Consider the following 25,859-nt stretch of genomic DNA (forward strand, 5'->3'; position numbering starts at 1 on the left):
CTTTCCTACTTTCAACTAAAGGATAGCCTAGCTGCAAAAAGCTTAGAAAATGGCTTGACTCAAAAAAAAGAGTGTGATATATATAAAGTCAGACATACAATTTTTATAATGAAAAAATCAATAAAGCCTCGAAATAGTAGATATATTGGTTTCTTGGTATCTACTTCACTATGTCTATTTAGCGGACAGGTCAAAGCTTCTGAACGGGTTTCCCAAGGATTTTACGCTTTTAAGAAACCTACTCAGGAAGTCGCTCAATTAACCCAGCGAACGCAAACCTTAGTCTTTAATGGCAATAATCTCACACCCTCTGATGTTATAAAAGTGGCCAGAAACGGTGCCAAAGTGAGCATTAGTGATGCAGCTTTAAAACGACTTCAAACCGCACATGAATTGCTGCTACTTGCTGCTAAAAATGGTCAAGCCATTTATGGTCTGACTCAAGGGGTAGGCTTAAATAAAGACCAGACTCTAGTTGATGCAAAGGGAAATTTGAGTCAAGAGGTTATTCGACGCTCTCAAGAATTCAATCGAGGCTTAATTTACGCTCATAGTGCAGGTGCAGGCCATGAAATGAGCAAAGATGTAGTGCGAGCCATCATGGCAGTTCGCCTCAACTCTATTTTATTTGGTTCAACAGGGGTTCAGCCGAAAGTGGCCCAATTATACAGCGATTTTTTAAACAACGACATTGTTCCTATAATTCCCTCTAGAGGCTCTGTGGGACAAGCTGATATTACCCTGATTACCCATATTGGTTTGGCGATGATTGGCGAGGGAGAAGTGTATTACCAAGATAAAAAGATGCCTGCCAGTCAAGCCTTGAAAATGGCTGGGCTTGAGACTTTAGTCCCCTTTGGTAAAGATTCACTGTCAATTCTCAGTTCCAATGCTTACTCAGCAGCCTTGGGTGCATTAGCAGTAGCCGAGCTTGAAAACGCATTAAAGATCTCAAAACTGGTCTTTGCTTTAAGTCTTGAAGCTTTCGACGGTAATATTGAACCTTTCTTAGAAGATGCTAACAAAATTCGACCTTTTCCAGAAGCAAATCAGGTATCGAGAGACATCCGAGAAATTCTCAGTGGAAGCTATCTCTGGGAAAAGTCAGAAGAGAGAGCTCTTCAAGACCCTCTTTCATATCGCACAGGTGCTTATATACTAGGCGCTGGCGAACATTCTTTAAAACAACTACAGGAACAACTCAAGATTCAACTCAATTCCTCGGATGATAATCCGGCTGTTGTACTCGATGTTGGGCCACCATCAACTCGATCTGAGGAAGCATCTCTTTATGTTAATGAGGGAGGAATTCGAGGAGCTGTTATGCCAACGGCTAACTTTTCGCCCTTACCTTGGGTAATTTCGTTTCAAGAAGCGGCGATCGCTTTGAGCTACCTTTCAAACGCATCGGCTCAGCGAACAATTAAGCTGGGCGACCCACATTTTACCCACTTGTCCCGATTTTTAGGAACGGAAAATACCGTTCATGCCTATGGTGCAATTCAGAAAACTTTTGTAGCTTTAGCCGTAGAAAATCAGGAACTAGCAGCACCAATACTTGATAATTTTGCCATTGCTGGCAATATTGAAGATGTGTCAACCAATGCTCCCAGAACTGTGCAGCGTGTTAGGACACAGATTGATACCCTCTATTACATCTTAGGAATCGAAATGATGCACGCAGCACAAGCTATTGACTTAAGATTGCAAAAAAATCCTAATTTGAAATTATCGATAGTCACCAAAAGTTTCTTTGAACAGTACAGGCAGGTTGTTCCTTTTATGAAAAGCGATCGGGTGTTAACGTATGACATAGAAAAGTCGTATTCTTTCTTGAAAGAATACCCCAAATAGGTAAATCAATTTTGAAAAACTCACTAATTTTAGTTTTTGTAGAGCACTAAAAAAATGTTAAATCCGCTAAATCGCTTGCGTGAATTCCGTAATAGCTCCCTAGGTAATCTCAAACTGGGTAATCTCAAACTACTCGGCGACTGGACAATTCAATCCAAGATGCAAGCGTTGCTCCTAGGAGTTAGCCTCGGTTCTGTAGTGGTAGTTAGTGGGATTGGTTGGTATCAAACACAAGCCACCCTCAGAAACAAAATCGCTGAGCAACTTGCAGGTATCAGCAGCACCAAAGCCGAGCAGTTTGAATCGTACTTTGAAAATTTGAACAACCAAGTAGGGATGCTAGCAGCAGACAGCAACGTTGTTAAAGCGATGGTGGATTTGAATGGGAGTTTCCGCAACCTGGAGCGCAACTTTATTCCCGCCGAATGGGATACAGCGCTGGATACTTACTACACCGAGAAATTTTTCCCTCGGTTGAAAACTAATCTCTCCCCACAAGAACTGAACCCCAGTGTCTATCGCCCCACCGGACAAGCAGCTCGCTATCTCCAGTATCACTACATTGCTTCTAATCCCAATCCAGTCGGAGAAAAAAACAAGCTACTCGATGCTGGTGATGGCAGCAATTACAGCAAAGCTCATGCCAAATATCAAAAAATCTTTGCAGAAATTATCCAAAAATTCGGTTATTACGATTTATTTTTAATTAATCATAAAACCGGGGATATCATCTATTCCTATTTTAAAGAGACAGATTTTGCCACTAATCGACTACAGGGTTTTTACGCCCAGAGTTCACTAACTGATTTACTGCAGAAAGTCCAGTCAAATCCTACACAAGGTAGCATTCAGGTTGCTGATTTCAAACCTTACCGCCCCTCTTATAACGCTCCAGCCGCTTTCGTGGCCACGCCCATTTATAGCGGTTCTAACATGATTGGCATTTTGGCCGTGCAAATTCCCATTGAAAAAATCGACCAGGCTATTAGCAGAAGTAATAATTGGGAAGGCAGCGGTTTGCAGAAAACGGGGGAAGCTTATTTAGTCGGGCCGGATTCGTTAATGCGTTCGACATCCCGTTTTTGGGTTGAAGACCCCAAAAAATATCAAAACACTGTTCGTTACACGGGAACTGACCAGACAACTCTGCAACTGATGGAGAAATTCAACACTACCATTGGCTTACAGAAAATCAACTCGACCGCAGCCCAAGCCGCTTTAACAGGAAAACAAGGCATGATGGTAGACCGCAACTATCGCGGGGCAGAGGTATTGAGTTCCTACGCTCCTTTGAAGTTGAACGGCTTAAATTGGGCGATTCTGGCAGAGATGGAGGTGGGGGAAGCTTATCGTCCGCTTTACACATTGCAGGTGATTCTATTGATTGCGGCGGTGCTTTTTCTACTGGGAACGGCATTTTTAGCGGCAATTGCTGCAAAGATTTTCACATCTCCCCTGCGTCGTTTGACTGATAGCGCCCGGAGACTAAGTGCCGGTGAACTGGATGTGGACGTTGATGTGAAATCCCAAGACGAGTTTGGGGAATTGGCAACAGAGTTCAAAGAGGTAGCGAACAAATTACGCCAAACACAGGAGCAACTGGAAACCAAGAAGCAAGAAAATGAGCTTCTCTTGCATAATATCCTACCCAGTGCGATCGTCCAACGCCGAAACGAAGGAGAGTTAGTAATTGCCGACAGCCTCAAGCAAGTAACTATTCTCAATGCCCATGTGGCAGGTATTGCTGAGTTGAGCAAGCAAATGTCACCGGTAGAGGTAACAGAACTGCTTACCAGACTGTTTGATGAATTTGACCAAGCGGCAGAACATTTTGGCGTAGAACGGCAAAACACTCTTAGTACAGATTACGTAGCAGTATGTGGACTCACCCAAGTCAGATTTGACCACAGCAAACGAACGGTTGATTTTGCTCTAGCCATGTTAGACATTATCCAACGCCGGGAAAATGGTCGTCGTAATTTTGCTTTGGGTTTACGCATCAGCATTCATGCAGGCCCAATCACAGCAGGAGTAGTCGGAACCCAGAAATTTGGATACAGCATCTGGGGGGAAACCGTATATTTGGCAAGCCACTTACATAGCCAAACTGAGTTGAACTATATTTTGCTAACTCAGAGTGTGTATGAACGGGTAGCAGATAGCTACACATTCGTGCAGAACCCATCGGTAAATATTGAAAATGTAGGAAATGTAGAAAGTTGGACGTTAGTAACGGCCCAAAAGTTGGTTGCAAGTCAGGTGGACTTGGTTCAGTCATCCTTCGCCAAAATCAAGCCTATTTCTGAGAAGGCTGCCGAACTTTTCTACAATCGGCTGTTTGAATTAGAACCTTCTTTTCGTCCTCTGTTTAAGGGGGATATGAAAGAACAGGAACGTAAGTTAATGGCTACGCTTGCTATCGCAGTCGAAGGTTTGCGTCACCCCGATAAAATTATCGGTCCCGTCCAGAAGCTGGGTCGCAGCCATGCAGGCTTTGGCGTCAAGGCTGAATATTACGATACCGTCGGCGAAGCTTTGCTGTGGGCGTTAGCGCAAGGACTGGGTGAAGACTTTACTACGCCAGTGCGAAAGGCATGGGAAGAAGCTTATAGGTTCCTGAGCGAAATTATGAAGGAAGCAGCAGCAGAACTTGAGTTGGAAAAAATAGGAGTTTGAAGGAGGCAGGGGGCAGAGTGCAGGAGGAACCCACTTTTAAAAACGTGGGATTCAAGCAAGGAGGATGCCACTTCACTCAAGTAGGGAAACCCGCCTACGTGAGTGGCTCAATTGTATCTCGTGGTACTTTCCGCTCGATATCATGCAAACTATCCCTATCTTCGTTTATAGCAATCCTAAATCATTATCAAGACTATGATGCAATTATATGCAATACTTGAGTGTGATCCTAAAAAAATGAAGAACTTACAACTGCAACAAAAAAATAGGGAAAAAGAAATAGCTTTTTTAGCTTATGAGAAAATCTTTAATTAAAAGCGATATCGATATTTAGAGCCATCCATCGGGTAATAAAAAATCAACATTTAAATTCATAAAATACTTACAAAATAAATATAAAAATCGCAAGATTATCTTGGTTTGGGAGGGAGCTAGTTATCATAAATATGGAGAATTTAGAGACTTTTATTAGAACTAAATGGTGACAAATAACCTGATAATTGGTCAATTAGTTGTATTTTATTTGCTCCCAATGCTCCCCAACAGAATCCCGTTGAAGATATTTGGTTACAAGCTCAAAACTTTTTAAGAAAGTATTGGTATTTATGTAGGTCTTTTAAGATTGTCAAATTTTTGTAGAGAGTTTTTTACAAAAGAACATAAATTTGATTTCCCCAAAATACGTCAATATACTTACACACAGAAAATCATTTATGATTGCTCTAGATATAGAAAATCATTTATGATTGCTCTAGAGATTGTTGATAATAGCTAATCTCTCTTTTTTTTTACCATAATTCGGTTCAACCTTTACATCACTTAAATTACGGGGCGCGTGTCGCTCCCTCAGAAAAATCCCACCATATCTCGTAGAGATCGTAGAATTGCTCCTCGTTGATCGAAGTAGTCTTTATATCGATATTCCAGGGCTTGTTAATGATATAGTGAAGATTATGAATATTCTGTAAATTCCATAAATCTGGATGAGCTACTTTCATTGTTTTCATAGCGTTATACACATAAGGGAGTCTGAGCCATTGGCTTTTGAAGTAATCATTCAGAAAATCCTGGTCTGGAAATAAATAACGGGATAAGTTTTCAGATGCGGTCTGTATCTTATTAACCATGTCATTTGCCATAGCAACATTGGGGTGAAAAACAAATAGACCACTATTGAAGTACCCTGGGTTGGCAAGCGGTGTTATGCCTGATGTGACATGGCTGTGACGACAATTTTCTGGCACCCACCAGGATGGGTAGTTGGGACGACCAAGGGGATTACACACGCAAGCATCCACCGCAGCCAAGAAGGGTAAGTTTGATCTTATTTCCGTTGGTAAGGTCGAGTTAGAAAACACGAATTCATCTGAAGGAACTGCTAGTTCAATTTCAAACAGATGATCCATATTACGCAGCACCAACATATCTGCATCTAAGAAAACCAGTTTTGCGAATTCAACGAGTTCCCAACAGCGAAGTTTCGTCCACACCTCGCTGAACGTTGCATAAGCATACTCAGTATGTGCCTGTGGACTTGGCTGAATCGAAGACACAAGACGTTGGCGAATGTTAGGTTCTTGCGTCAGCGCACTGGCTGCTTCGTCTATCAGGAGGTCGTGGGTCACCATTACAACCAAGGGGTATCGCGATTGACATTGACGCAATGAGCGGGCTAACACAAGGATACCAGGGAGGTAAGATCGAGTTGTGCAAAGCGTGACCCAAGCGAATGAAGGATTGCTGGTAGATTGATTGATTTTAGAAACTATCATGGCTATCCTCAAGTTATATCAAGTACGGGAGCATCATTCTTGTATGTTACGTAGTCGCAAACAACTCTTTTTTCCCAAAGACCGATCATCTTACTGTTGCTATTTCAGATTCAAACTGAGCTTGGATCAGGTTAGGATTGAACTCACTCTTAGCAACAATTTGAGACTGATGTGCCATCTGAATCCATTTTTCTTTCTCTGTAAGCTGATTGATAATTTGGAAGAGTTTTTCTTCATCCATTCTACTTAGATAGCTGTACCAGTTATGCTTTGTTGCCCAACTTCCCAAAGCTGTATCTGGGGGTGCCAAGATAAGAACTGGCAGACCTAAATGAGAAAACTCAACTAACTTACTCGGAAAAGAAGTAGCTCCCCAAGGAAACTCAGAGAGATTAAAGGGATAAAGCACTAGTATGCAACTTGCTTTATTTTTCAAAAAACTGATGACATCTGCATTTCTTGGAAATGGTTCTTGATACTCAATGTTGGGAAAAGCATTGAGCAACTCTACTACACCAGGTCTATTTTTGGGGGTAACTAGTAAAAAAGTGCCGTTGATTTTTTGTAAAGTAGAGGCAATGCTATAAATATCAGAAATTTGACTTGGATAGATATTTCCAGCGTAGGCAACGACAGGAGAAGCTGTAAATTTATCTTTCCATGTGGCAAAGCTTTGATTACTACCCTCAGGAATTGGAATCAGAGTACTGATTTTATCAGGGTTGTTCGCTTTGTACAAATCACCGAGTTCTTGTGATACTGACCAAATTTTAGTAGCTTGGTTCAAAACACTTTTCCAGTTTTTTCTAATTAAATGGTGTTCCACCTCAGATTTGGCCCTAACTTCTTCTTGATCGTGAATAATGACAGACAGAGGAACCTGCCACGTTTTTGCAAGGTAAGCAGCAAATATAGAATAAATATCGTAAAGGACGGTGACAATTGCTGTTGGTCGCTTTTGTAATAGAACTCTCTCACATTCAAGTTGCCAATACCAAAAGCGAATTTCAAGTAATTTGGATATTTGAGGACAATAAGGAAGCCACCACCATCTACGCATTGGTAAGGGGATAGGCTGCCAAAAGTCTGGAAAATTTATGCCAGTAAAAGACTGTTGTGGTGCAACAATAGATATTTCCCAGTTGCTTGAAAGCCGCCTTAGATGTCGATTAACAATGATTGGGCTACCAAAACCTTGTTTTGGAGGACAACCGTATGAAAAGAGAATGTGCTGTTGTTTTTTCATTAAGAAAGAAGTTTTCCCGTGCAAATGTACTAAAATTTCCCTGAATTACTTGCTACACAATAAATCTAGCTGGTAAACGCTAATATAGCGTACACAAAGCTGTCCAATTAGTGTCCAATACTGTTTCAATGAGGCGAGGAACAGTTTGAAGTAGCTTTACCCAGTCAGCGCTACTACTCCTTTAATATAGTCCGGTTCTAGGTGATCCTTAGTAAAGGCTTGAGGAATAGCTTCAAAGGACTGGTAACAATGGGTAATCCAGGAAGTCACATCGATGTGGTTTGTTGCAAGGAAGCTAAGTGCCCTTTCGTAAATTAATGGGCGTCCGTCACTACGGAACCCTCCTGACGCCCCGGTAGCAGCAACCAGCGTTGGTTCCATAAACTGCAAGTTATTGAGCACTCTCAAATCTACACCTGCATGACCGTAGCCGTACAGTAAAACGGTAGCCTGTTTGCGGATTAAGGCAGGAATAGAGTTGAAGATGGAACCAGCGCCGCAAGCATCAATTAAATACTCCACTCGCCGTCCACCAGTCTTTTCTTGCACAACTTCGACTAAATCAACAGTTTGGGGGTCAATAACTTCCGCACCGAAACTTTTAGCTAACTCCTGCTTTCGCTGATTCGGTTCGCTGACTAAAATCAAGCCATCATATCTCAGAACTTTGTAAAGATATTGAATGAATAATAGCCCTGCTGGTCCTGCACCCAAAATTAGGATTGACCGCACACGTTTATTACTATCTTCAGCGTTGATTTCATAACGTTTGTAACAGCGTGCAACCCTATCTGAGGCGTGAATGATACAACCAAGGGGTTCTGTCAGGGCTGCTGCAATATCTTCCAAATCAAAAGGAATAGGGATGGTATTTACAGCAGGAATCGCTATGTATTCGGCTAGTCCTCCTGGTAACCCAGTGATCCCATGTTCCTTGTAAAACTGACATTGATGGGAATCGCCACTGGTACAGTATTCACAATTCGGCTTTCGCCGTCTGCTAATGCAGTTTAACCCCTGATCAATAATTACATGATCGCCTACCTGTAAATCTTTAACTTCGCTCCCTACTGTTTCAATAACACCAACAATTTCGTGACCTAAAATCTGCGGCTGTTCAATCAGTGGAATAACCTTTCCTCGCCGATCTATATTATAATTGGCTTGCCCAGAAAAAATGTGAAAATCTGTGCCGCATAGTCCTACTGCTGAAACACGTACCAAAACATCATGTTGTTTTGCTTCAGGACGAGATATTTCACGCAATTCTAGCTGATTGATATTGCATAATACTAACGCTTTCATACTTATTTCCATTCTATACTATTATCTACGCCTCATCAAAAAATATCTTTTCAAGATAGTCATTGATAAACATAGATTTTGGATCAAGACTGTTACGTATAGTTAGGAATTCGTCCCACTTTGGATACAGTTTACGGAAATGATTTGTACTCTGATAATGGATTTTTCCCCAATGAGGACGACCTTCCAAAGAAATCATTAGCGCATCCACCTGCTGAAAGTAATTTTCATAAGGAATCTCCTGCCCAAAAGGGCGATAGATGATAACCCCTATGAAACAAGTTTCTCTTCCATAAGAAAGACTCAGCCAAGCATCATCTTTGGCTGAAAAACGAACTTCGATAGGGAAATGAACTTTAAATTTTGCCTCATTAATCAAATCACGCAGCTTACGAATAGCTGTAGCAGTATTTTCGATTGGAATAGCATATTCCATTACATACTGACGGAGTAGAATAGTTAGGTTAAAAATTTGGTAACTCAGAGCAATTCGCTCTCGTTGACTGCTGAAAAACAAGTAACGAAAGCACTGATTAATTGTTGGGACGATCCCAGGAACATGAACTGATAACCAGAGAGCAACTTCATGAAGGTAATTTCCCAATATTACGTCTTTAAACCAAATAACAATAGCATTTTTGGGAGGATCGATCGGTTGAGCTGTCCGATTACTACTCATCAAATAAACATAATTCGTATGAGGGAACCACCAAAATGCAAAGTGTTCCGATTGATTTAACTCTTCGAGATGTTCTAGTGCGTAGTCTAAAGTAGCTGGACTCCCCAGCCAACGTAAATTAAAAGCAGATTCACAAGAAATAGTTACTGTAGAAATAATTCCCAGACACCCCAAACTTACCAGAGCTGCTGCAAAAAATTCCGGTTCTTGTTCTTTTGACAAAGAAATTACTTCCCCATTAGCACATACCATAGTTAGAGCCGTTACCTGTTGTGAAATACCACCAAAGTTGATACCGGTTCCATGAGTACCTGTACTAATAGCCCCTGCAATTGTCTGTTCTGAGATAGTACCAATATTTGAAAGAACTAATCCGTGATGTTCAATAAAATTATTAATTTGTTTTAGGGTAATACCCGCTTGAACGGTAACTGTACAAGCTTCACTTTTAATTTCTAGTACTTTGTTATATCTGACTAATGAAACTAAATGAACTCCATTAGAAGCAGCAATTCTAGAACATGAATGACCAGAGCCAACTACCTTAATGCGCTCACCAACATTAGCTATAGACTTAACCAAAGAGACTATTTCATCTTCAGTCGTTGGCTCATGATAAGAAGTCGGTTGAGAAGAAACATTACCAGCCCAATTAACCCAGTATCTTACAGAACTCATAAAATAATTAGGAATGAAAAATAAATAAGGTGACTAATAGAGCAATAGTTTACCATAGTTTACCTTGGATCAAGGCTTCTGGGGTTTAATTGTGCAAGTTATTAATTTTTCATTCCTTAACTCAAGTTGCTAGTACAGTTTGACAGCAAGTGCTGCCATGTTTACCTAGAAGCAAACACCGCGAGAGCGATAATCACCCAATCCTCAACAAGTTGCATCAACCCCTGCCAATTATCTAGCTCAAAGCAATGATTCAACTCTCTCGTCTAAGACTTCCCCTTTGGGATGTTGTGCGATCGCCACCTCAAGGGCTGATAGTAAGTTGTGAGAATCAACTGACCCTTCACCAGGGATAAACAAAGCTTGGTACGCGGGACAGGAATTGTTGGCGTCTAAACCGGGAACGTCGTCTGGATAGACCCACTCATGGGGTTCATTATAGGTTTCTAGTTGGGCTTTGATGCGCTTGAGGTTGGCGCGATCGCGATCGCCTGCACTGTTACCGATAATAAATGTCCTTTCTGTGGTAAATATCTCTTGCGCCGATGCCTCCCTCACGCTATCGAGCCACTCTGGGTAAATCTTCTGCGCTTTGATCCGAAACTCCAGTTCAAGCTGTTCTTCGAGAGTCTCTTGGTCGGCAGTAATCTCGCCGTATGCGCCCAACATAGCACCACTAGCCAGCGAGGCTCCATCACTATTCTGCTGTTGGGGATAGATCAGCACAACCTTCAAACCGGAACGGGCTAGTTCAAAGGCGATGGATTTACCAATAATCCCACCGCCAACAACCACAGCATCGAATCAGAGGTGACTGGTATCGTTGTCCTGTAAAGTCATTTGTTTTTTGCCATTTTTATTCTGCGTAACATTTCTAGTTCCTTTAACCAACATCTCGATCAAGATTAGGTTTTTTTGCAAGCCTTTGTCAAGGCTATTAATCCCGATCGTCTAACAAATATACTAGGTTCCTACTTTTCCTACTTTTCCTACTTTTCCTACTTGGCCTCACAGAATAATTTACCTGCAAAAAACTTGAAAATAGCTTGACTTAAACAACTTAACCTGATATAGATAAGTAACCAATATAAATCCAGCAAGGTCTGGGCGAAAAGTTTACTACGCCCGTGCGAAAAGCATGGAAAGAAGTTTACATATTCCTGAGCAAAATTAGGAAATAAGTAGCAGAAGTTGAGCTGGGAAAAATAAGCATTTAAACAGTAGACACTTGACACTTGACAGTTGAGAGCGAGATGTTTAATACGGAAATTTAACCCTCCGCCCAGTTCTAAAAACAATCCGCCGATGAGAGGGCGTGACTAATAACCCTTAATATTCAGTAAAGCCAAATTCTAACTAATCGAAAGCTGCTGAAAAATAGTTACTAATCACTGTGTATCGTTCGTTAAAAAACAATCATGGATAAATCACTTCTGGGATGGCTATTGCTTTTAGGATTGGGATTCCCCTTGTTTGGCATACTGCTTGGTGAAGCTGCTTCAAGATTGGAACGCGAACAACACCCCTTAGCAGTTGGTCTGCGTCAGGTGCGCGAGTATCTGTTACCACCGCTAGCCGTGCTATTGGTAATGCGGCAGCTTTTGAACGTCGCTGGCAAAGATTCCTGGGCACGTTTTGTGGAAACGTTAACTTGGGTTGCCGTGATTGTAGCGGGACTTTCTTTAGTCAACGCCCTACTGACTACAAAAAAAGAAACTATCAAATGGCAAATTCATGTCCCTAACCTGTTCTTTCAGGTAGCTAGGGCTGTAGTAATCTTAGCCATTGGCTATCACATTCTCAATGGAGTTTGGAATATCAGCTTGAGTGGCTTGGGATCCAGTGTGGGGATAGCTTCAGCGGTAATTGCCCTAGCGCTGCAAGATACCCTCAGCAATTTGGTATCAGGATTGCTGCTGCTATTTGCCAAACCATTCAGAACGGGTGACTGGATTGAGTTCAACGGAAACCAGGGGCGGGTACTCGAACAAAATTGGTGGTCGATTACTATTGCATCTCCTGGCAAGACATTCAACGTTCCCAATGGAGTGTTGTCGAAGGCAAGCATTATCAATTACGGTCAGGGAGCAATTTGGAAAAATATTTCCGCCAGCTTTTCTTATGACGACGCTCCTAATGAAGTGATTCCAGCACTAAATAGCTTGGTGGAGGGCATAGATCTGATCGAAGGGGAAGGTATGGCTATAGTTGATTCCTATGGAGATTTCAGTATCAATTACAACCTTTGGTATCCAGTAATACCTGAAAAAGCTATTGGCGTTGCTGCACAACTCAAATCCCGACTTTATTATCTAACCCAACGTTATGGTTTTACGGTTCCCTATCCGATCGCAGTGCAGTACGATGTGGATGCTAAACAAGGAATACCAAGCCAGATTCCCCAAGCAATCGAGAACCGCCAAGAGGAATTAATAACTTATTTGCGATCGCTCCCATATTTCCTAACGCTCAATGACAATCAGATTGAAAAATTGGCCCAACGAGCTAGATTTAAAAGCTATGGCCAAGGTGAGCTAATTATTCAGGAAGGCAAAGAAGACGAGGGACTTTATCTTATGTTCAAGGGGACGGGAGAGGCTTACCTAAAAGATGAAAAAGGCGATCGCAAGGTAGTGGACGAGCTGGAACTTAACGAAGCCTTTGGTGAAATGGCTATTTTTCCAGGAGAGGTAAGTCCAGTAACAGCGATCACCAAGGCAGATGTTGAGGTTGTAGTCATTCCCGCCGAAAAGATTGTCGAAGCAATTGAATCTAACCACAAATTTGCCTCAGAATTTCTCCAATATATCGAAGAACGCAAAAAAATGGTTCTAGTTGCCAAAGGAATTAAGGAGGATGTGAAGCCACCGAGCAATAACAATGGTAGCCGAATACCAGTGAGAAGATAGTTAAACAGTTGACAGTTGACAGTTGACAGTTGAAGCGTGAGGTTTTTCGGATGGATTTACAAAAACATTCCGCCCTGAAAGCGGAGTTTTTAACCATGAATTTTGATAAAATTATAGCAACCGCTAAGGGGATGCCGGACACGAGCGATCGCACAAACAGGTAGCTCTTATTACTTCTGTTTCCTGCCTCCTAGCTTCTGCCTCCTGCCTCTTGCTATTCTGAAATTAGCGCTAAAAATAGTTATTTATTTGGTAGTTTTAGGCTTGACTTTTTCGGTTAAATAGTGTAGATTTTGTTTATTGGTAAAGTTTAAATTTTACTTCAAATAAATACGCGACCTTCAGGTCAAGTAAACACTATGTTCTCCCGAAAAGGAGACTATAAACCCACTAACAGATTTCCGATTTTTTTTAATTTCCCTCCTAACTACCTGGGTAGTTCCCATATATGTCATCAATCAAGATGAGGACAAGTAGAGCAAAAAACTACATAAATTACTTATTTTTGCTCAACATAGTTTTAGTATTAACAGCCTGCGCTGGTCAATCCAAAACCTCACAAGCAAATATTGACGATCGAGCTAGTGCGGATCAAGCTTCCAAAGAAAACTTGGGTATTCAGAAAGTCGAGGGGAAATTAGTTAAATCACCCTCAAATCAAGACTCAGCTAAACAGGGGATTGTATTACCCCAAGTCAATCCCCTGGAACTAGAGGGAACACTAGCGATATCGGGAAGTCAGGTAGTTTTGCCCATTAGTCAGGCTATTGCTCAACGCTTTATCCAAGACGGGTATCCCAGCAAGATTAATCTCGCTGGTATTGATACTCAGGTAGGCTTCAAGCTATTTTGCGAGGATAAAAAGGTAGATATTGTCAATGCAGTTCGCCCGATTACCAGTCAGGAGTTAGCAGCCTGTGCCAAATCAGGTGTTGAGCCGATCAATTTTCAAATAGCCACCGATGCTGTGACCATTGTAGTCAGTTCTCAGAATAGTTTCCTCCCAAACAGTCTGACCCGCGACGAACTGGCAAAAGTATTCACTGTTCAAAATTGGTCAGATGTCAATCCCAAATGGCCAAAAGAGCTGATTAAACGCATTGTCCCAGCGGGGGCTACTACTGGCGGGTCTGTTGACCTGCTTTCCCAAGCTATTTTCCAAGGGAACGTTAGCCAACTTACTAATGCTCCCAATACAGTATTTTATGACTTTGTAGAGCAGTTGCACTCAGAAGCTTTAATTAATCCCTATATGATTGGCTTTTTAGAGTATGCCTCCTATCAACAAAACCGCGACAAAGTGAGGGCGATCGCTATTGATAGAGTAGACCCTTTTCTGTCAACATATCCGATCACTCGTCCGCTGTATATTTATGCGGATGCCAAAGCCATTCGGCAACGCTCAGAAGTAGCAGGATTTGTTAACTATTACTTGACTTATGTGAACGAAGAAATTTCTAGTTTGGGCTACTTCCCAGTTAAACCAACGGTATTGGATGAATCAAAAGCTAAGTTTTTACAAGTGAAGGGTAATCAATAGTTAACGATTGAGGAAAAGGCAGATGCATAATGGTTATACTGGTTCAGAATTTACCGATATTTTAGTCAAGATGATTGGTTTAGCAGTCAATCCCTGCTCACTAAACAATATTCTTGGAATATCTGAGTCAGTCCGAGATACTATCATTGAAAGAAATAAAGAGAAAGCGGAACAACTCATATACGATAATATCCCTGGTTTAGAAGAGCTATTTCAAGAGAATTATAATCCCGTGCATCCTCTTGAAGAATTAATTAAGATGCCAACCAACACTCTCGGCTATATTTACGCAGAACATATGGCTCGTAATAACTTAGAAAATTTTCCTTTTATTTCTCAGCAAGAGCATGATAAATATCATTTTTTTTTCGGAAGAATCAGACAAACTCACGATATTATTCACGTAATTACGGGATTTAAAACGAATAACTTGGGAGAAATCGGTATAGAAGGATTTTATCTCGGTCAAGCGACGATCGCCAATATATATTATCTGCTGATAGCGAGAATGTCTCATATTCTGTTTGACGATAAAATTTTTGACTGCCAAATCTATTTACAAAACCTAACAAAAGGTTTTCAAATGGGACAAAATGCTGAAAAAATATTAGGTTTAAGATGGGAAGATATGTGGCTTGAAGATATGGAAACGCTGAGAAATAGATTAGGAATAATTGGCTAATTGTGTGGTATGGTATTAGAAGCTTTTCAGACCAAGTTCGACAAATGGAGCTAAGTAAAATGTCCTCAAAAATTTCAAAAATTATCAATCTTGATAAATATCCAATCCACGATTTAGAGAGTGAAGCGGGAAAGATATTGCTCGAAAAAGCGCGTCAGGAATTCAATAGTAATAGTTTAACTGTCCTCAACGACTTCTTGCGTCCAGAAATTGTCAACCAGATCGCATCTGAAACACAGTCGGATGATGTCACCAAGAGCTTCTGTTTTACGGGATCTAATAACGTGTTTTTAGGTACTCAGAATGTACGGGATATTCCTCCAGACCACCCAAGTTATCTTCAAAAGATATATACTAAACGTACCCTAGCATACGATCGAATATCTTCAGATTCTCCACTAAAGGAATTGTTTCAGTGGAATCCTCTTGTAGCTTTTGTCTCATCTGTAGTTGGTCAAGAAGTCTACAGATCCGCAGACAAACTTGGAGCAATGACAGTGCATATTCACCACAACAATGACGAGCAAGACTGGCACTTCGATGTGTCAGAATACACTATCGTCCTCCACATCTTGGCTCCACAGAATGGAGGAGTGCTAGAGTATGTACCTTGCTCCCGTTCGGAAGTAGAAGAGGATACAGAAGCACTTGCAAGGATTATCAGAGGAGACAGGCATTCTCTCACTAAAGACCTTCCCACCATTCCTGGTGTCTTTGTATTGCACTCAGGAAAGCTTTCCATGCATCGCGTGACTCCTGTAGAAGGCACTATCCCTCGCATCAGCGCTACCATGTCCTTCAATCGCCATCCCAATTTTCAACTAAACGAATACACCAGACAGTTGTACTTTGGAAGAAATGAATAATAAATGCAATCGGTATGAAGTTAACAAAATTTCCTTCGATTTTACACAACTTAGATCGCAGGCAAAGTAGATATATTTGTCCTAATATTCCTACTTTTCCTACTTTACTTCCTTGGGTGTAGCGATGACAGGGAGAGAGGGGTTGGTATCGAGAGCAGTTTTGGCAACTGATAGCTCAGATCGAGTTGCTGTGTAGAGTTTTCCTGAAGAATCTTCCTACTTTTCCGACTTTACTTATTGGAAAATAAAGATTAAGGTATTTAGCAAATACATTATATAAACATCTCGTCAGAGTAACGAAACAGAGGTTACTTGACTGGGTTAATGCTGGAGAGAAGAACGGAGTTGCCGAGGATTTTTGCAGTTTAAAAAATAATGAACAACAACCAACACATTCAAAAACTGATGACTCTCTACACAACTACTTGGCGGAAATTGTTGACAATTACAGGAGTAGCCATGCTCACCACCTCTGTTTATTTCGGTGATGCTCAGGCTCAGTCTTTCACTGACCGTGGAAGTTCATCTCCGAAAGCAGAAGGCTCTTGGCAGGAGGCAGGAGGAAAACGCATTGTAGAAATTCCTGCGCGACTTCTAGGGAGCAAGGGTTTAGGAACCTCACTGAACTCTCGTTTAGTGGCTTCTCTCTCAGTGGGGGTTGAATCCCCTACTAAGAAAGCTCATAAAGCTTCCTGCCTCCTGCCTCCTGCCTCCTGCCTCCTGCCTGTTTCATTAATCGCCCAAAATCTAGGAGGAATAGTCCGAAAAATCCCCCTGGAAGAAGTAGCACTTCCAGCAATGTCTTCAGCAAAGACAGCGACAAATGCTGCATTTAGCCAAGCCAGAATTGAACTGAAGTCAGATGGTTCGTTAATATACATACTCAGAGGTAAAAACCAACAAGGTTTTGAGGTTGAAGTACAAGTTACTCCCAGTGGCACTCTTATTCAAGTTGACGAGCAAATAGAGTCCAGTGGAGTCCCTGAAATTGCTCTAAAAGCTTTCAAAAAATGGGCACCAAATGACCCACTTATCAGCACTTGGCGGAGTACCCGTCTTGGCGAATTTTTCTATCAATTTGTCATTCGGGATTTTTGGTTAGAAATTGCTGCTGATGGTAATAAAGTCGTCATTTACCGCAAAAAAATTAATATTTAGCACATCAACAGTCAAAATATGCAATTTGGTGGCACAGATCCATGAAGACATTTACGATCGGTAATTGGCAGAGAATTGTCGCTGCCACACTAACTGCAACAACAATTGCTTTCACTACTAATGCTGCTTTTGCTCAATTACTTAAGGGTGCTGGTGCTTCTTTTTCCGAACCTCTTTATCAGCGTTATAGCGCCGAATACGAACGGGAAACAGGCGTCAAGTTCAACTATAGTTCCATTGGCAGTGGAGGTGGCATTCGGTTGTTCATCAATAAAACACTGGACTTCGGAGGTACTACTTTAATTCCTACCCCAATTGAGAAAAATAAGATGGAAGATGGGTTGCTAATGGTACCGACAGGAGGAGGGGCAATAGCTATTGTTTACAACCTTGAAGATGTGACAGCCGATGTCAAGTTATCTCGCGAGCAACTGGCACAAATATTTACAGGTAAAATTGCAAATTGGAACCAAGTTGATTCCCGTTTTCCTAACAAAAAGATTCAAGTTGTAGTTCAATCCGATAGTAGCGGTACTACCTTGACTCTCACTAAATACTTGCGAAAAATTACGGGTGGAAAGATAGAAGCGGCGCGGGAACCTAATTGGGGATTTCAGGTTTTCGCTGCCCTTCCTCAAGATAGTGCAGTGGCTGGAGAAGTACGAAGGATTGATGGTGCGATCGGCTATGTTCAAACAAGCTTTGCTCGTAAGAATAATCTGGCTATAGCTAGGATTGAAAATCGGGCTGGTCGTTACGTGGAACCGACTTTGGCAGAGACTGAAAAAGCCCTAGCTAATATCAAGTTTAACGATGACTTCACGACGGAAGATATTGATGACCCAGAAGATGGCTACCCCTTGGTTAGTTTGAGTTGGCTACTATTTTATGAAAAGTATCCCAACGAAACTCTTGTCCAAGCTAATAAGAACTTGTTGACATGGATTCTAACTAAAGGTCAAGCCTTTAATCGAGAATCGGGGTACACGAAAATTCCCGAAGATGTAGCTAATAAAGTGATTAAAACTGCCAATAATGAATTTAGAGTTCGTCCTTAATGAAGAAGGCAGGAGGCAGGAGGCAGGAGGCAGAAGGGAAGAGGCAGAAGGAAGGAGGATAGAGGAAGAAGGAAGGAGCCAGAACAAGGGTTTTTACAAATATGAGATGCTCCCCAAGAGGCAGGAGGAGCTTTCTCAGTAGGGGATTCGACTTCTCCTGCCTTCGGTCTTAAACCCTTGCTCCCTCCGATGTGGCAGGAAACAGAGGGCAGTTTTCCTTCTGCCTCCGGCCTTCGGAGATAAAAAGGTTTGTTATTCATTGTATGTACGATCGGAAAGAAAAATTATGAGCAAATTGAGTCTGCCGTTGTCGCTAAGCTCATTAATACTGGGTTGTAACTTGTTAATATTACCCCCTGTCTTGGGGCAAGCAAATTTTGCCGATATTCCATTACCCGACTTTCAAATAACTACAACTGCCAACTTGTCAGAGAAGAATGAGGCTAATGAGCAAGTTATTAGATTGGGAGACACTTCAGGTATTATGGTTACATCAACTGATGAAACTAACACGACTAACGAATTTCTGCGTCCATCATCTGTAACAACGTTCAACTCAAATAATTTTGGGGAAGAATCCCAAGACTTGTCGATTAGTAATATTGAACCCTCGAATATCCCCCCAACTCCTCTTGAAAAGGAGGAGGGCTATGTCCCCCCCTCCTTAAACCCGATCGAAGGTGAAGAGGTTAGGGGAGATCGAGGCTTATCCGAGAAGTATTGGGAAGAATTATTGAGTAATTCAAAGGTGATTTCTAGCACATTGGAAAACCAAGTATCTTCTGGTAATAGGTTGCCCTCAGTTAACGCGGGTGATGAACCTCAAGTCCCAAAAATTCCTACTAACCAATTACAACCGCCCCAACTATATAGCCAACCACCAGATGCTATGGAGGAAGTTACCAGTGTCACAGACTTGCGAGATGTTAGTCCTGGGGATTGGGCTTATGAAGCGCTGCGAAGCTTGGTAGAAAAATATCGTTGCGTTGCTGGTTCTGGCAAAGGTACTTTCGAGGGTAATCGTGCTATAACCCGTTATGAATTTGCTGCGGCCTTGAATACTTGCTTGATTAAAGTTGGACGTATAATTTATAGCTTGAGCAATACATTCCCCAATAAAGAAGAGTTGGCAGTTGTACAAAGGCTACAAGCAGACTTTGCGACAGAACTGAAAACCCTCACCGCTAAAATAGATAATTTAGAACAGCGAGTAGTCTCTCTCAACGATAATCAGTTTAGCACTACTACAGTGCTCCGGGGGACAGTAGATTTTAATTTAATTAGTGCTTTTGGAGATCGGAAAGCTGTTTATTCTGGGGAAAATCCCACAGACGACTTGAATGAAAATCTCACCTTATCAGCGCGGGTAAATCTCAACTTTGATACCAGTTTTACAGGTCGAGATCGATTACGCACTAGCATTCGAGCTGGAAATGTCAGCAATTTTGGTAGTAGTGTTACTGGAACAGATATGACTCGCTTGATTGGTGCTGTTGACACTACCAATAATGTTAGGCTAGGCTCGTTGTTTTATGAGTTTCCTATAGGTAAACGCGGTAAAGTAGCGATCGCACCTCTTGCAGATTTTCCGACTCGCATTTTTCCGGCCCTTAATCCTGTTTCTTCTATTTCTAATTTTGGTGCTGAAAGTCCTATCTATTCGTTTGCTTTTGGTACGGGTGCTGTAGTTTATTATAATTTTACTGATAAAATTGCCGCTGGTGTCAGTTATTTAACTACGAGTGGTAGCAATCCCGTTGAGGGACTGTTTGGCGGTCAATATACTGCTTTAACTCAGTTAACTTATACTCCATCTAATCGGTTAGCGATCGCTTTTACCTACGGTCGTTACTACGCTTTGGGTTCAAGTGTTAATGTAACTGGGGGTAAGGGCAGTAGATTTGCTCAGTTGCCTTTTGGAGAAAATACGGCGACTTCTTCTAACGCTTTTGGCTTACAATCTACTTATAAGTTGAGCAATAAGTTGATTTTAGGCGCTTGGGTTAGCTATTTTAATGCTAGGGCTGAGTCTTCGCCTCGTGTTAATGGTTTAGATGGTTCACAGGGATCTAGTGCCGATATCTGGAGTTGGGCAGTTACTGCGGTAGTGCCTGATTTGGGTAAGTTAGGGAGTCAGTTAAATTTTGTCTTTGGGATGCCCCCGAAGGTTACAACTAATGATGTTTCTTCTCGCTTAGACCGCGATAGTTCGCTGCACTTTGAGCTATCTTATCGTTATCCACTTACTAACAACATCTTTCTTACTCCGGGAGTTTTGTTGATTACTAATCCTGAGCATAATGCAGCTAATGATAGTATTTGGATTGGCTTATTCCGAACTACTTTTACGTTTTAATTAAAACTAGAAGTGTATGATAAGTGCAATAGGTATGAAGTTAACCCAAATTGCTTCGATTTTTTTACACAAATTACAGGCTATTCCAGGTTTATCAACTATAGTAGCAGCAACTTGTAAACAGTTTTTTAGGTGCTTAACGGTACTTAAAAAAAACACGATCTAAATGAGCTATAATACTTGCTCTGCAAGCATATAGAACCCATTTGACATCTAAGAATAGGGTGCAAGCCTCTTAAGCATCAGTCGAATAAAACAAAGGTTGAGCTTGTCAGTCCCATTATCCAAAGTTCTCTCAAAGTTCTTGACTAAAATTTTGCATTTTTTCACCCAAGCATTTGACCGTTCTCTTTCCCCACCTTGCTCTAACGGGTACAAATCCGGATTTTCTTGTACTTCTTTGTCTTGTTTTGATGGTTTTTTTGAGAGTTAAAACTTGATTGTCGTCCTAATTTGTGGAGCAATCTTTTTTAACTCTTCTGTGAGATATTCACGGTGATAGGCGTGATAAGCGTAGTATCGTAATCTTGGGAATATTTACAGGTTTAGACTGAAATAATCGATGTTTTACTCAAAAACGAGAAAGCAAACCCGAATCATCTGATACGCTGGGTTTAGTTCCGTGGGGAAAGAAGGGAAACCCAAGCGTATCAACCCCTAAGTATCTTTTAATACAATTGGTCGATTTGTAGAAACAAAAACATGAATTATTCAATATTGGCATTACAAGTATTTTTAACTGAAGAGTGAGTCTATCATGATCAACCTAGTCCATTTGGCTTTTTTTTGACCTGCTCACGCACTTGCGAATATAAGACTCTCATCAGCTCTTCTATCACTCACGGAGAGCGCCACAGCGGCGTTGCTTAATCAGGGTATGAAAAAAATCATTTTAAAATCCCGAAGCGTTGTGAATATTGGTTTCTATGATTTGCATATTTAGCCTTTCATACCGTAAATCAGCAACGCCGAAATCATTCTCTGCGTCCGCGATCGCATTATAAGTTTATCATACCTTGATTCAGTAACGCCAGAAAACCATCTGCCGAGGGGGACGAAATATCCAACAAGAAATGGTTTTATGCGATCGGTATGATTAAAAAACCCACCGATGAAGCTTTCAATCAAGCTGTTGCTGAAATCACATCTAAATCTCAGCAGCAAAATAGCCAAAATAAGTGACATACTCCTACACCACAGGCGTACAGTATGGTGTAGGCTTCTCAGCGACTCCAGCTATTGCTTCGGACATTGACTGAGCTTTAATGACGGGATGACCCACCGCCCTATTCCTGATTAAAATAGCTGCATTATGATCGCGGTCAAGACTACACCCACAATGGGGGCAGTCATGCCATCTTTCATGCAGCTTTTTCGGTACTTTTTCGCCGCAACTAGAGCAATCTTGTGAAGTATTGTAGGCACTTACTGGGATTACCAACAAACCAGCATTTACAGCTTTATTTGTTAGAATCGACAGAAAGCTTGACCACCCAGCATCCAACACAGATGTAGCTAATTTTGTACGCGCAAGTCCCAAGACATTCAAGTCTTCCACCGCAACAACATCATATTTCTTCAAGAGCTCGTTAGCAGTCTTGAAATGAAAGTCTTTACGCTTATCCGCTACTTTTTTGTGACATTTCGCCAGTTGCTTAACTGCTTTCTGTCTCCGGTTGCTGCCTTTTTTGCGGCGCGAGACTCGCTTCTGAATTACCCGCAGGCGTTTTTGAGCTTTGCGGTAATGTTGAGGAATTGCCACAGTCTCGCCTTCTGATGTTGTCAAAAATTCCTTCAGCCCAACATCAATTCCAGCAATCTTGTGTGGATTGAAATCTGGTTTGAGATCAGGGACTGTTGAATCTTCCAAACTGAGAGTCAAATAGTACCCATCAGCTTTTTTGGTAATAGAAACGGTTTTGATTTTGAATCCATCAGGTATGGGACGGTGTAAAACAACTTTAACTTTTCCGAGCATCGGCAAGTTGATTAAGTTATTTTGTAAGCAGCCGTCTTTAACTTGAGGATAAGTAAACGTGCGATAACGACTGCGTGGTTTAAATCGAGGTCTACCGCTACGCTTTCCACTGCTATCACCTTTTAGAAAACGATCAAAAGTTACCTTGACTCGCTTAACTACATCTTGAAGGACTTGAGAGTAAATCTCTGCATACCAAGGGTGAGTTTTTTTGAGTTGAGGTAACGTCTTTTTTTGAGCGTAGTATTGTGGGTTGTCGCGCAGTTGAGGTAAGTGGCAAACTAGCGGACACGCATTGATGGGAGAACGGTTTTGCTCGTACCAATTGAATCTATCAGCCAACAAATAATTGTACTGTGCACACAACATTGACAGCCATCTGTCAATTTCAATGGCTTGTAACTTTGTTGGACGTAATCGATACTGGTAAGAAGTTCTCATTTAATAGTCAATATTAGAAGGTAGTCAGTACCTATCAATTAGTGTTAATGTACCAGAACACGTTATTTAGTGTCAAGGGCATGAGTCAAGATTTTATCCATAAAGCCAGAGGGGTTTCCGACCTCAAGTGTCATTTAGTGTTGACCACCAAGTATCGACGGAAAGTTCTGACGGATTTAATGCTGACAAGACTTGAGGAGATTTTTAAGGCTCTCATGGAAAAGTGGGAAGGAAGATTGGTAGAATTCAATGGTGAACGCGACCACGTACATTTACTACTTCAGTACACTCCGCTTTCCTGAGCCAAGCAAACTTATAAACAACCTCAAAACTGTATCTAGTTGGTACTTGCGGAAAGAGTTTGTGACTGAAGTTGAAAAAGTCTACTGGAAGGATGTTTTCTGGACGAATGGATATTTTATTGTCTCCTGTGATGGCGTGACTGTGGAGCAATTAAAAAAGTATATTGAAGGACAAAATAGACCCGTTGAATAAAGAATTTGCTTGTCTCGTCATCCACCCGCCCACCGCTCAAAACATAGTTTTGAATTGCTTGACGGGTGGAATCGTCACCTCACGCGCCTTTCATCCCGCACTAATCGAAGCGATATAGTGTGGGGATTCCCGTCTGTTTAACTAAAAATCACATCGAATGGTTTAAGGAACCGAAGGACTGCTTTTTCTACTACGGCAGCAACTGGTGTCCGGGTTGGGCGATGGCGCTACCCTTCGACGAAGTTTATCCTGCCCTTCGACTCCGCTCAGGAACCGCGTAGTCGAAGGGCTCAGTGCAAGGCGCTCCGCAAGCTACGGTAAAATTGAACTTCCGTTGGCGCAGCCCTCGCAGAGGATCGTTCCTCAATGTTTCTATCGGGTAAGAAATGCTTCCGGTGACTGTCATTGGCTTCCTGCTAACAAAGCTTCTTGTCGTGGGGAAGGTCAAAGTCATCTGTTTGACAGTAGTTATATGGTCAATTCCTTTGATAGGCTTAAAATCAAGAAATTCAAGCCTATCTCCTGACATTTTATGCACTTTCTCGCCACTAATAGCGTTGCACCAGTTCGCTAGTGGTTTTTCTTATCCTCAAGTTTGTTGTGTGTTTCGCTTACTATTTTGTTGACCCGCTACAGAAAATGGTCAAATTGTTTTCTTAGGTGACAAAAACAGTGATAAATGGGTAAGCAATTTTGAAAATGCCTAGTTTTTTGATACTCAAAGGAGTGCAAATACTAAAGCAACAGTTTTAAACAATAATTCTGTAGATTGCTGGTTTTTTGCTGATTCTATATTTGTTATTGCCGTTTCCTGGTCAGAACCCCATTAGTCAATTTTAATTTTTGTTCCTATTTTATTTGTAAACAAAAGTCAAGTTTTTGCCGTTAAAAAGAGAAATAAAATTGAGATGATATACTAAAAAAATAATTTATCGATCGATACCAAGCTCGATTACCACCATGACAATAACAGCAGGATTCGCAACAAAAATGCTGCGGGCAACACTCGCTGACTACAACTTCTGGCCCCAATCTGAAAGCGATTCACCGCTTTCGATTAAAAGAGCTAAACTGCCATTGGATGAAGCAGCAATCCTCAGCAGAGATGCTTCAATGCGGAGAGCTGCAATCAAGGCGATGAATCCCCTCGCTCCTAGTTACAAAGCTCCGGCGACACGACGCATTGAATACAAAACTTTAGATGAGCTGTTTCAACCTTTGATCAGAAACTCTTTGACAGAGTTAGTAGGGATGGCAACCCAAGGTTTGGCGATGGAAGAGCCTGTTTTACCAGAGACAGTATTTAGCATTTTGATGCCGATCGAACAGGTTGAATATCTAACTGAGCTTTACCAAACATTCACTCAGTTGCAAAATACTAAAGTCATCATGGTTCACGACGATGACGGTGACAACACAAGCCCTGATGCTTACACAACTCTGATGATTGCTGGAGAATCAGTGGAATCGGAAGTTATCCTGGCTCAGGCTCTGCTGATTCAAACCTGATAAGCGCCAAAGTTCTTTCTCTTTCTTGTTTTTAATCTCTTCTCTGGTATTGACTACAGAGAAGAGATTAATTCTCGTGTATTCACAAATTAAATAAATAATCATGGCTATTAGAATCACCGCCCCAAATCAGCCAAGTATTCAAGTAAACTCTTTGCCTTATTCTCTAGCAGTAACAGCGATCGCAGACAGTAACACAAATACTGACGTTCGATTTAAACTCAACGGCACAGTGGTTGGGACAGATACATCCGCAACTAATGTCGGCACGACGGCAGCACCTCAATATCAATTTGGGCTAGTTATTCCTATTAATAGTGCTGGCGTTCACGTCATTGAAGTCGAAGATATCACCGGCACAACGCCTCCGGTAGTTCGATCGACAGCTCAAGTCACTTTTGAAGTCAAGGTCAACTCACCAACAATTGCGCTACGAGCTCCTGTTCTTAATTCAGGACAAACTGTAGTAGTTGCTGATGTAGCATATCCGCCAACTAACTCTTTTGTCCGTTTCACTCTCAATGGCACAATTATCAAAGAATCTCCTTGGATTCCTTACGAAACAGCCATCACCCAAAATGGGGAGCATCCCAGTTGAGAACTAAGCAGAAATACTTAAGGAAAATTCCCCGTTAAGATAAGCACAGCGTAAGCGAA

General features: G+C 41.5%; 18 protein-coding genes and 1 pseudogene. 13 read left to right on the forward strand and 6 right to left on the reverse strand.

Features of this window, described 5'->3' with window-relative positions; translation table 11 throughout:
• Positions 1–54: 54 nt before the first annotated feature.
• The gene (locus tag QUA58_RS19095) at positions 55–1,854 is read left to right on the forward strand and encodes an aromatic amino acid ammonia-lyase (RefSeq protein WP_333395303.1); all 1,800 of its coding nucleotides are present in this window, start codon (positions 55–57) and stop codon (positions 1,852–1,854) included.
• A gap of 54 nt (positions 1,855–1,908) precedes the next feature.
• On the forward strand, positions 1,909–4,530 hold the full coding sequence (locus QUA58_RS19100) for an adenylate/guanylate cyclase domain-containing protein (protein ID WP_333395305.1): 2,622 nt from the start codon (positions 1,909–1,911) through the stop codon (positions 4,528–4,530).
• 824 nt (positions 4,531–5,354) lie between these two features.
• Here the strand turns inward: QUA58_RS19100 and QUA58_RS19105 are convergent.
• The 5 genes from QUA58_RS19105 to QUA58_RS19125 all read right to left on the reverse strand — a co-directional run bounded on the left by QUA58_RS19105 (position 5,355) and on the right by QUA58_RS19125 (position 11,005).
• Positions 5,355–6,302: a glycosyltransferase family 8 protein gene (locus QUA58_RS19105; RefSeq protein ID WP_333395307.1), complete on the reverse strand. Its 948-nt coding sequence runs from the start codon at positions 6,300–6,302 to the stop codon at positions 5,355–5,357.
• A gap of 85 nt (positions 6,303–6,387) precedes the next feature.
• Positions 6,388–7,548, reverse strand: coding sequence for a hypothetical protein (locus QUA58_RS19110; protein ID WP_333395308.1), 1,161 nt, complete (start codon positions 7,546–7,548; stop codon positions 6,388–6,390).
• Between the two features lie 156 nt (positions 7,549–7,704).
• The gene (locus QUA58_RS19115; RefSeq protein WP_333395310.1) at positions 7,705–8,853 is read right to left on the reverse strand and encodes an alcohol dehydrogenase catalytic domain-containing protein; all 1,149 of its coding nucleotides are present in this window, start codon (positions 8,851–8,853) and stop codon (positions 7,705–7,707) included.
• Positions 8,854–8,878: 25 nt separating this feature from the next.
• The gene (locus QUA58_RS19120; RefSeq protein ID WP_333395312.1) at positions 8,879–10,210 is read right to left on the reverse strand and encodes a D-arabinono-1,4-lactone oxidase; all 1,332 of its coding nucleotides are present in this window, start codon (positions 10,208–10,210) and stop codon (positions 8,879–8,881) included.
• A 240-nt stretch (positions 10,211–10,450) separates the two neighbouring features.
• Complete coding sequence (locus tag QUA58_RS19125; RefSeq protein WP_333395314.1) at positions 10,451–11,005, reverse strand: FAD-dependent oxidoreductase; 555 nt, start codon at positions 11,003–11,005, stop codon at positions 10,451–10,453.
• Positions 11,006–11,628: 623 nt separating this feature from the next.
• On the opposite strand from QUA58_RS19125, the gene QUA58_RS19130 reads away from it, so the two are divergent.
• From QUA58_RS19130 to QUA58_RS19165, 8 genes are all read left to right on the forward strand, one after another.
• Positions 11,629–13,119, forward strand: a complete 1,491-nt coding sequence (locus tag QUA58_RS19130) for a mechanosensitive ion channel domain-containing protein (protein ID WP_333395315.1) — start codon at positions 11,629–11,631, stop codon at positions 13,117–13,119.
• 448 nt (positions 13,120–13,567) lie between these two features.
• Positions 13,568–14,659 (forward strand): substrate-binding domain-containing protein, encoded by a 1,092-nt coding sequence (locus QUA58_RS19135; protein ID WP_333395317.1) that lies wholly within the window; start codon positions 13,568–13,570, stop codon positions 14,657–14,659.
• 22 nt (positions 14,660–14,681) lie between these two features.
• A complete protein-coding gene (locus QUA58_RS19140; protein WP_333395319.1) occupies positions 14,682–15,341 on the forward strand; it encodes a Coq4 family protein in 660 nt (219 codons plus the stop codon).
• 59 nt (positions 15,342–15,400) lie between these two features.
• Complete coding sequence (locus tag QUA58_RS19145; RefSeq protein WP_333395321.1) at positions 15,401–16,207, forward strand: HalD/BesD family halogenase; 807 nt, start codon at positions 15,401–15,403, stop codon at positions 16,205–16,207.
• Positions 16,208–16,582: 375 nt separating this feature from the next.
• Complete coding sequence (locus QUA58_RS19150; RefSeq protein ID WP_333395323.1) at positions 16,583–17,365, forward strand: hypothetical protein; 783 nt, start codon at positions 16,583–16,585, stop codon at positions 17,363–17,365.
• Between the two features lie 41 nt (positions 17,366–17,406).
• A complete protein-coding gene (pstS, locus tag QUA58_RS19155; RefSeq protein ID WP_333395325.1) occupies positions 17,407–18,423 on the forward strand; it encodes a phosphate ABC transporter substrate-binding protein PstS in 1,017 nt (338 codons plus the stop codon).
• On the forward strand, positions 18,401–18,565 hold the full coding sequence (locus QUA58_RS19160; RefSeq protein ID WP_333395327.1) for a hypothetical protein: 165 nt from the start codon (positions 18,401–18,403) through the stop codon (positions 18,563–18,565). Before pstS ends, QUA58_RS19160 begins: the two co-directional genes overlap by 23 nt.
• A 342-nt stretch (positions 18,566–18,907) precedes the next feature.
• Positions 18,908–20,779, forward strand: a complete 1,872-nt coding sequence (locus QUA58_RS19165) for an iron uptake porin (protein ID WP_333395329.1) — start codon at positions 18,908–18,910, stop codon at positions 20,777–20,779.
• A 1,189-nt stretch (positions 20,780–21,968) separates the two neighbouring features.
• Here the strand turns inward: QUA58_RS19165 and QUA58_RS19170 are convergent.
• Positions 21,969–23,198 carry a transposase gene (locus QUA58_RS19170; protein WP_333395331.1) on the reverse strand — a complete coding sequence of 410 codons (1,230 nt, stop codon included), beginning with the start codon at positions 23,196–23,198 and terminating at the stop codon, positions 21,969–21,971.
• Positions 23,199–23,278: 80 nt separating this feature from the next.
• On the opposite strand from QUA58_RS19170, the pseudogene tnpA reads away from it, so the two are divergent.
• The 3 genes and pseudogenes from tnpA (at position 23,279) to QUA58_RS19185 (ending at position 25,800) form a co-directional block, all read left to right on the forward strand.
• Positions 23,279–23,693, forward strand: a pseudogene (gene tnpA, locus QUA58_RS19175) (IS200/IS605 family transposase).
• A 960-nt stretch (positions 23,694–24,653) separates the two neighbouring features.
• Positions 24,654–25,202: a hypothetical protein gene (locus tag QUA58_RS19180; RefSeq protein ID WP_333395332.1), complete on the forward strand. Its 549-nt coding sequence runs from the start codon at positions 24,654–24,656 to the stop codon at positions 25,200–25,202.
• A 103-nt stretch (positions 25,203–25,305) separates the two neighbouring features.
• Positions 25,306–25,800 (forward strand): hypothetical protein, encoded by a 495-nt coding sequence (locus tag QUA58_RS19185; protein WP_333395334.1) that lies wholly within the window; start codon positions 25,306–25,308, stop codon positions 25,798–25,800.
• Positions 25,801–25,859 lie beyond the last annotated feature (59 nt).

The organism is Microcoleus sp. N9_A1, from assembly GCF_036701795.1.
GTDB lineage: Bacteria > Cyanobacteriota > Cyanobacteriia > Cyanobacteriales > Microcoleaceae > Microcoleus.

Excerpts from the sequence above, each read along its gene's own strand:
- QUA58_RS19110 (WP_333395308.1), bottom strand. The coding sequence starts at position 7,548 with ATGAAAAAACAACAGCACATTCTCTTTTCATACGGTTGTCCTCCAAAA.
- QUA58_RS19160 (WP_333395327.1), top strand. The coding sequence starts at position 18,401 with ATGAATTTAGAGTTCGTCCTTAATGAAGAAGGCAGGAGGCAGGAGGCA.
- QUA58_RS19145 (WP_333395321.1), top strand. The coding sequence starts at position 15,401 with ATGTCCTCAAAAATTTCAAAAATTATCAATCTTGATAAATATCCAATC.
- QUA58_RS19165 (WP_333395329.1), top strand. The coding sequence starts at position 18,908 with ATGGTTACATCAACTGATGAAACTAACACGACTAACGAATTTCTGCGT.
- QUA58_RS19130 (WP_333395315.1), top strand. The coding sequence starts at position 11,629 with ATGGATAAATCACTTCTGGGATGGCTATTGCTTTTAGGATTGGGATTC.
- QUA58_RS19120 (WP_333395312.1), bottom strand. The coding sequence starts at position 10,210 with ATGAGTTCTGTAAGATACTGGGTTAATTGGGCTGGTAATGTTTCTTCT.
- QUA58_RS19150 (WP_333395323.1), top strand. The coding sequence starts at position 16,583 with ATGAACAACAACCAACACATTCAAAAACTGATGACTCTCTACACAACT.
- pstS (WP_333395325.1), top strand. The coding sequence starts at position 17,407 with ATGAAGACATTTACGATCGGTAATTGGCAGAGAATTGTCGCTGCCACA.
- QUA58_RS19170 (WP_333395331.1), bottom strand. The coding sequence starts at position 23,198 with ATGAGAACTTCTTACCAGTATCGATTACGTCCAACAAAGTTACAAGCC.
- QUA58_RS19140 (WP_333395319.1), top strand. The coding sequence starts at position 14,682 with ATGCATAATGGTTATACTGGTTCAGAATTTACCGATATTTTAGTCAAG.
- QUA58_RS19105 (WP_333395307.1), bottom strand. The coding sequence starts at position 6,302 with ATGATAGTTTCTAAAATCAATCAATCTACCAGCAATCCTTCATTCGCT.
- QUA58_RS19135 (WP_333395317.1), top strand. The coding sequence starts at position 13,568 with ATGTCATCAATCAAGATGAGGACAAGTAGAGCAAAAAACTACATAAAT.
- QUA58_RS19115 (WP_333395310.1), bottom strand. The coding sequence starts at position 8,853 with ATGAAAGCGTTAGTATTATGCAATATCAATCAGCTAGAATTGCGTGAA.
- QUA58_RS19180 (WP_333395332.1), top strand. The coding sequence starts at position 24,654 with ATGACAATAACAGCAGGATTCGCAACAAAAATGCTGCGGGCAACACTC.
- QUA58_RS19185 (WP_333395334.1), top strand. The coding sequence starts at position 25,306 with ATGGCTATTAGAATCACCGCCCCAAATCAGCCAAGTATTCAAGTAAAC.
- QUA58_RS19100 (WP_333395305.1), top strand. The coding sequence starts at position 1,909 with ATGTTAAATCCGCTAAATCGCTTGCGTGAATTCCGTAATAGCTCCCTA.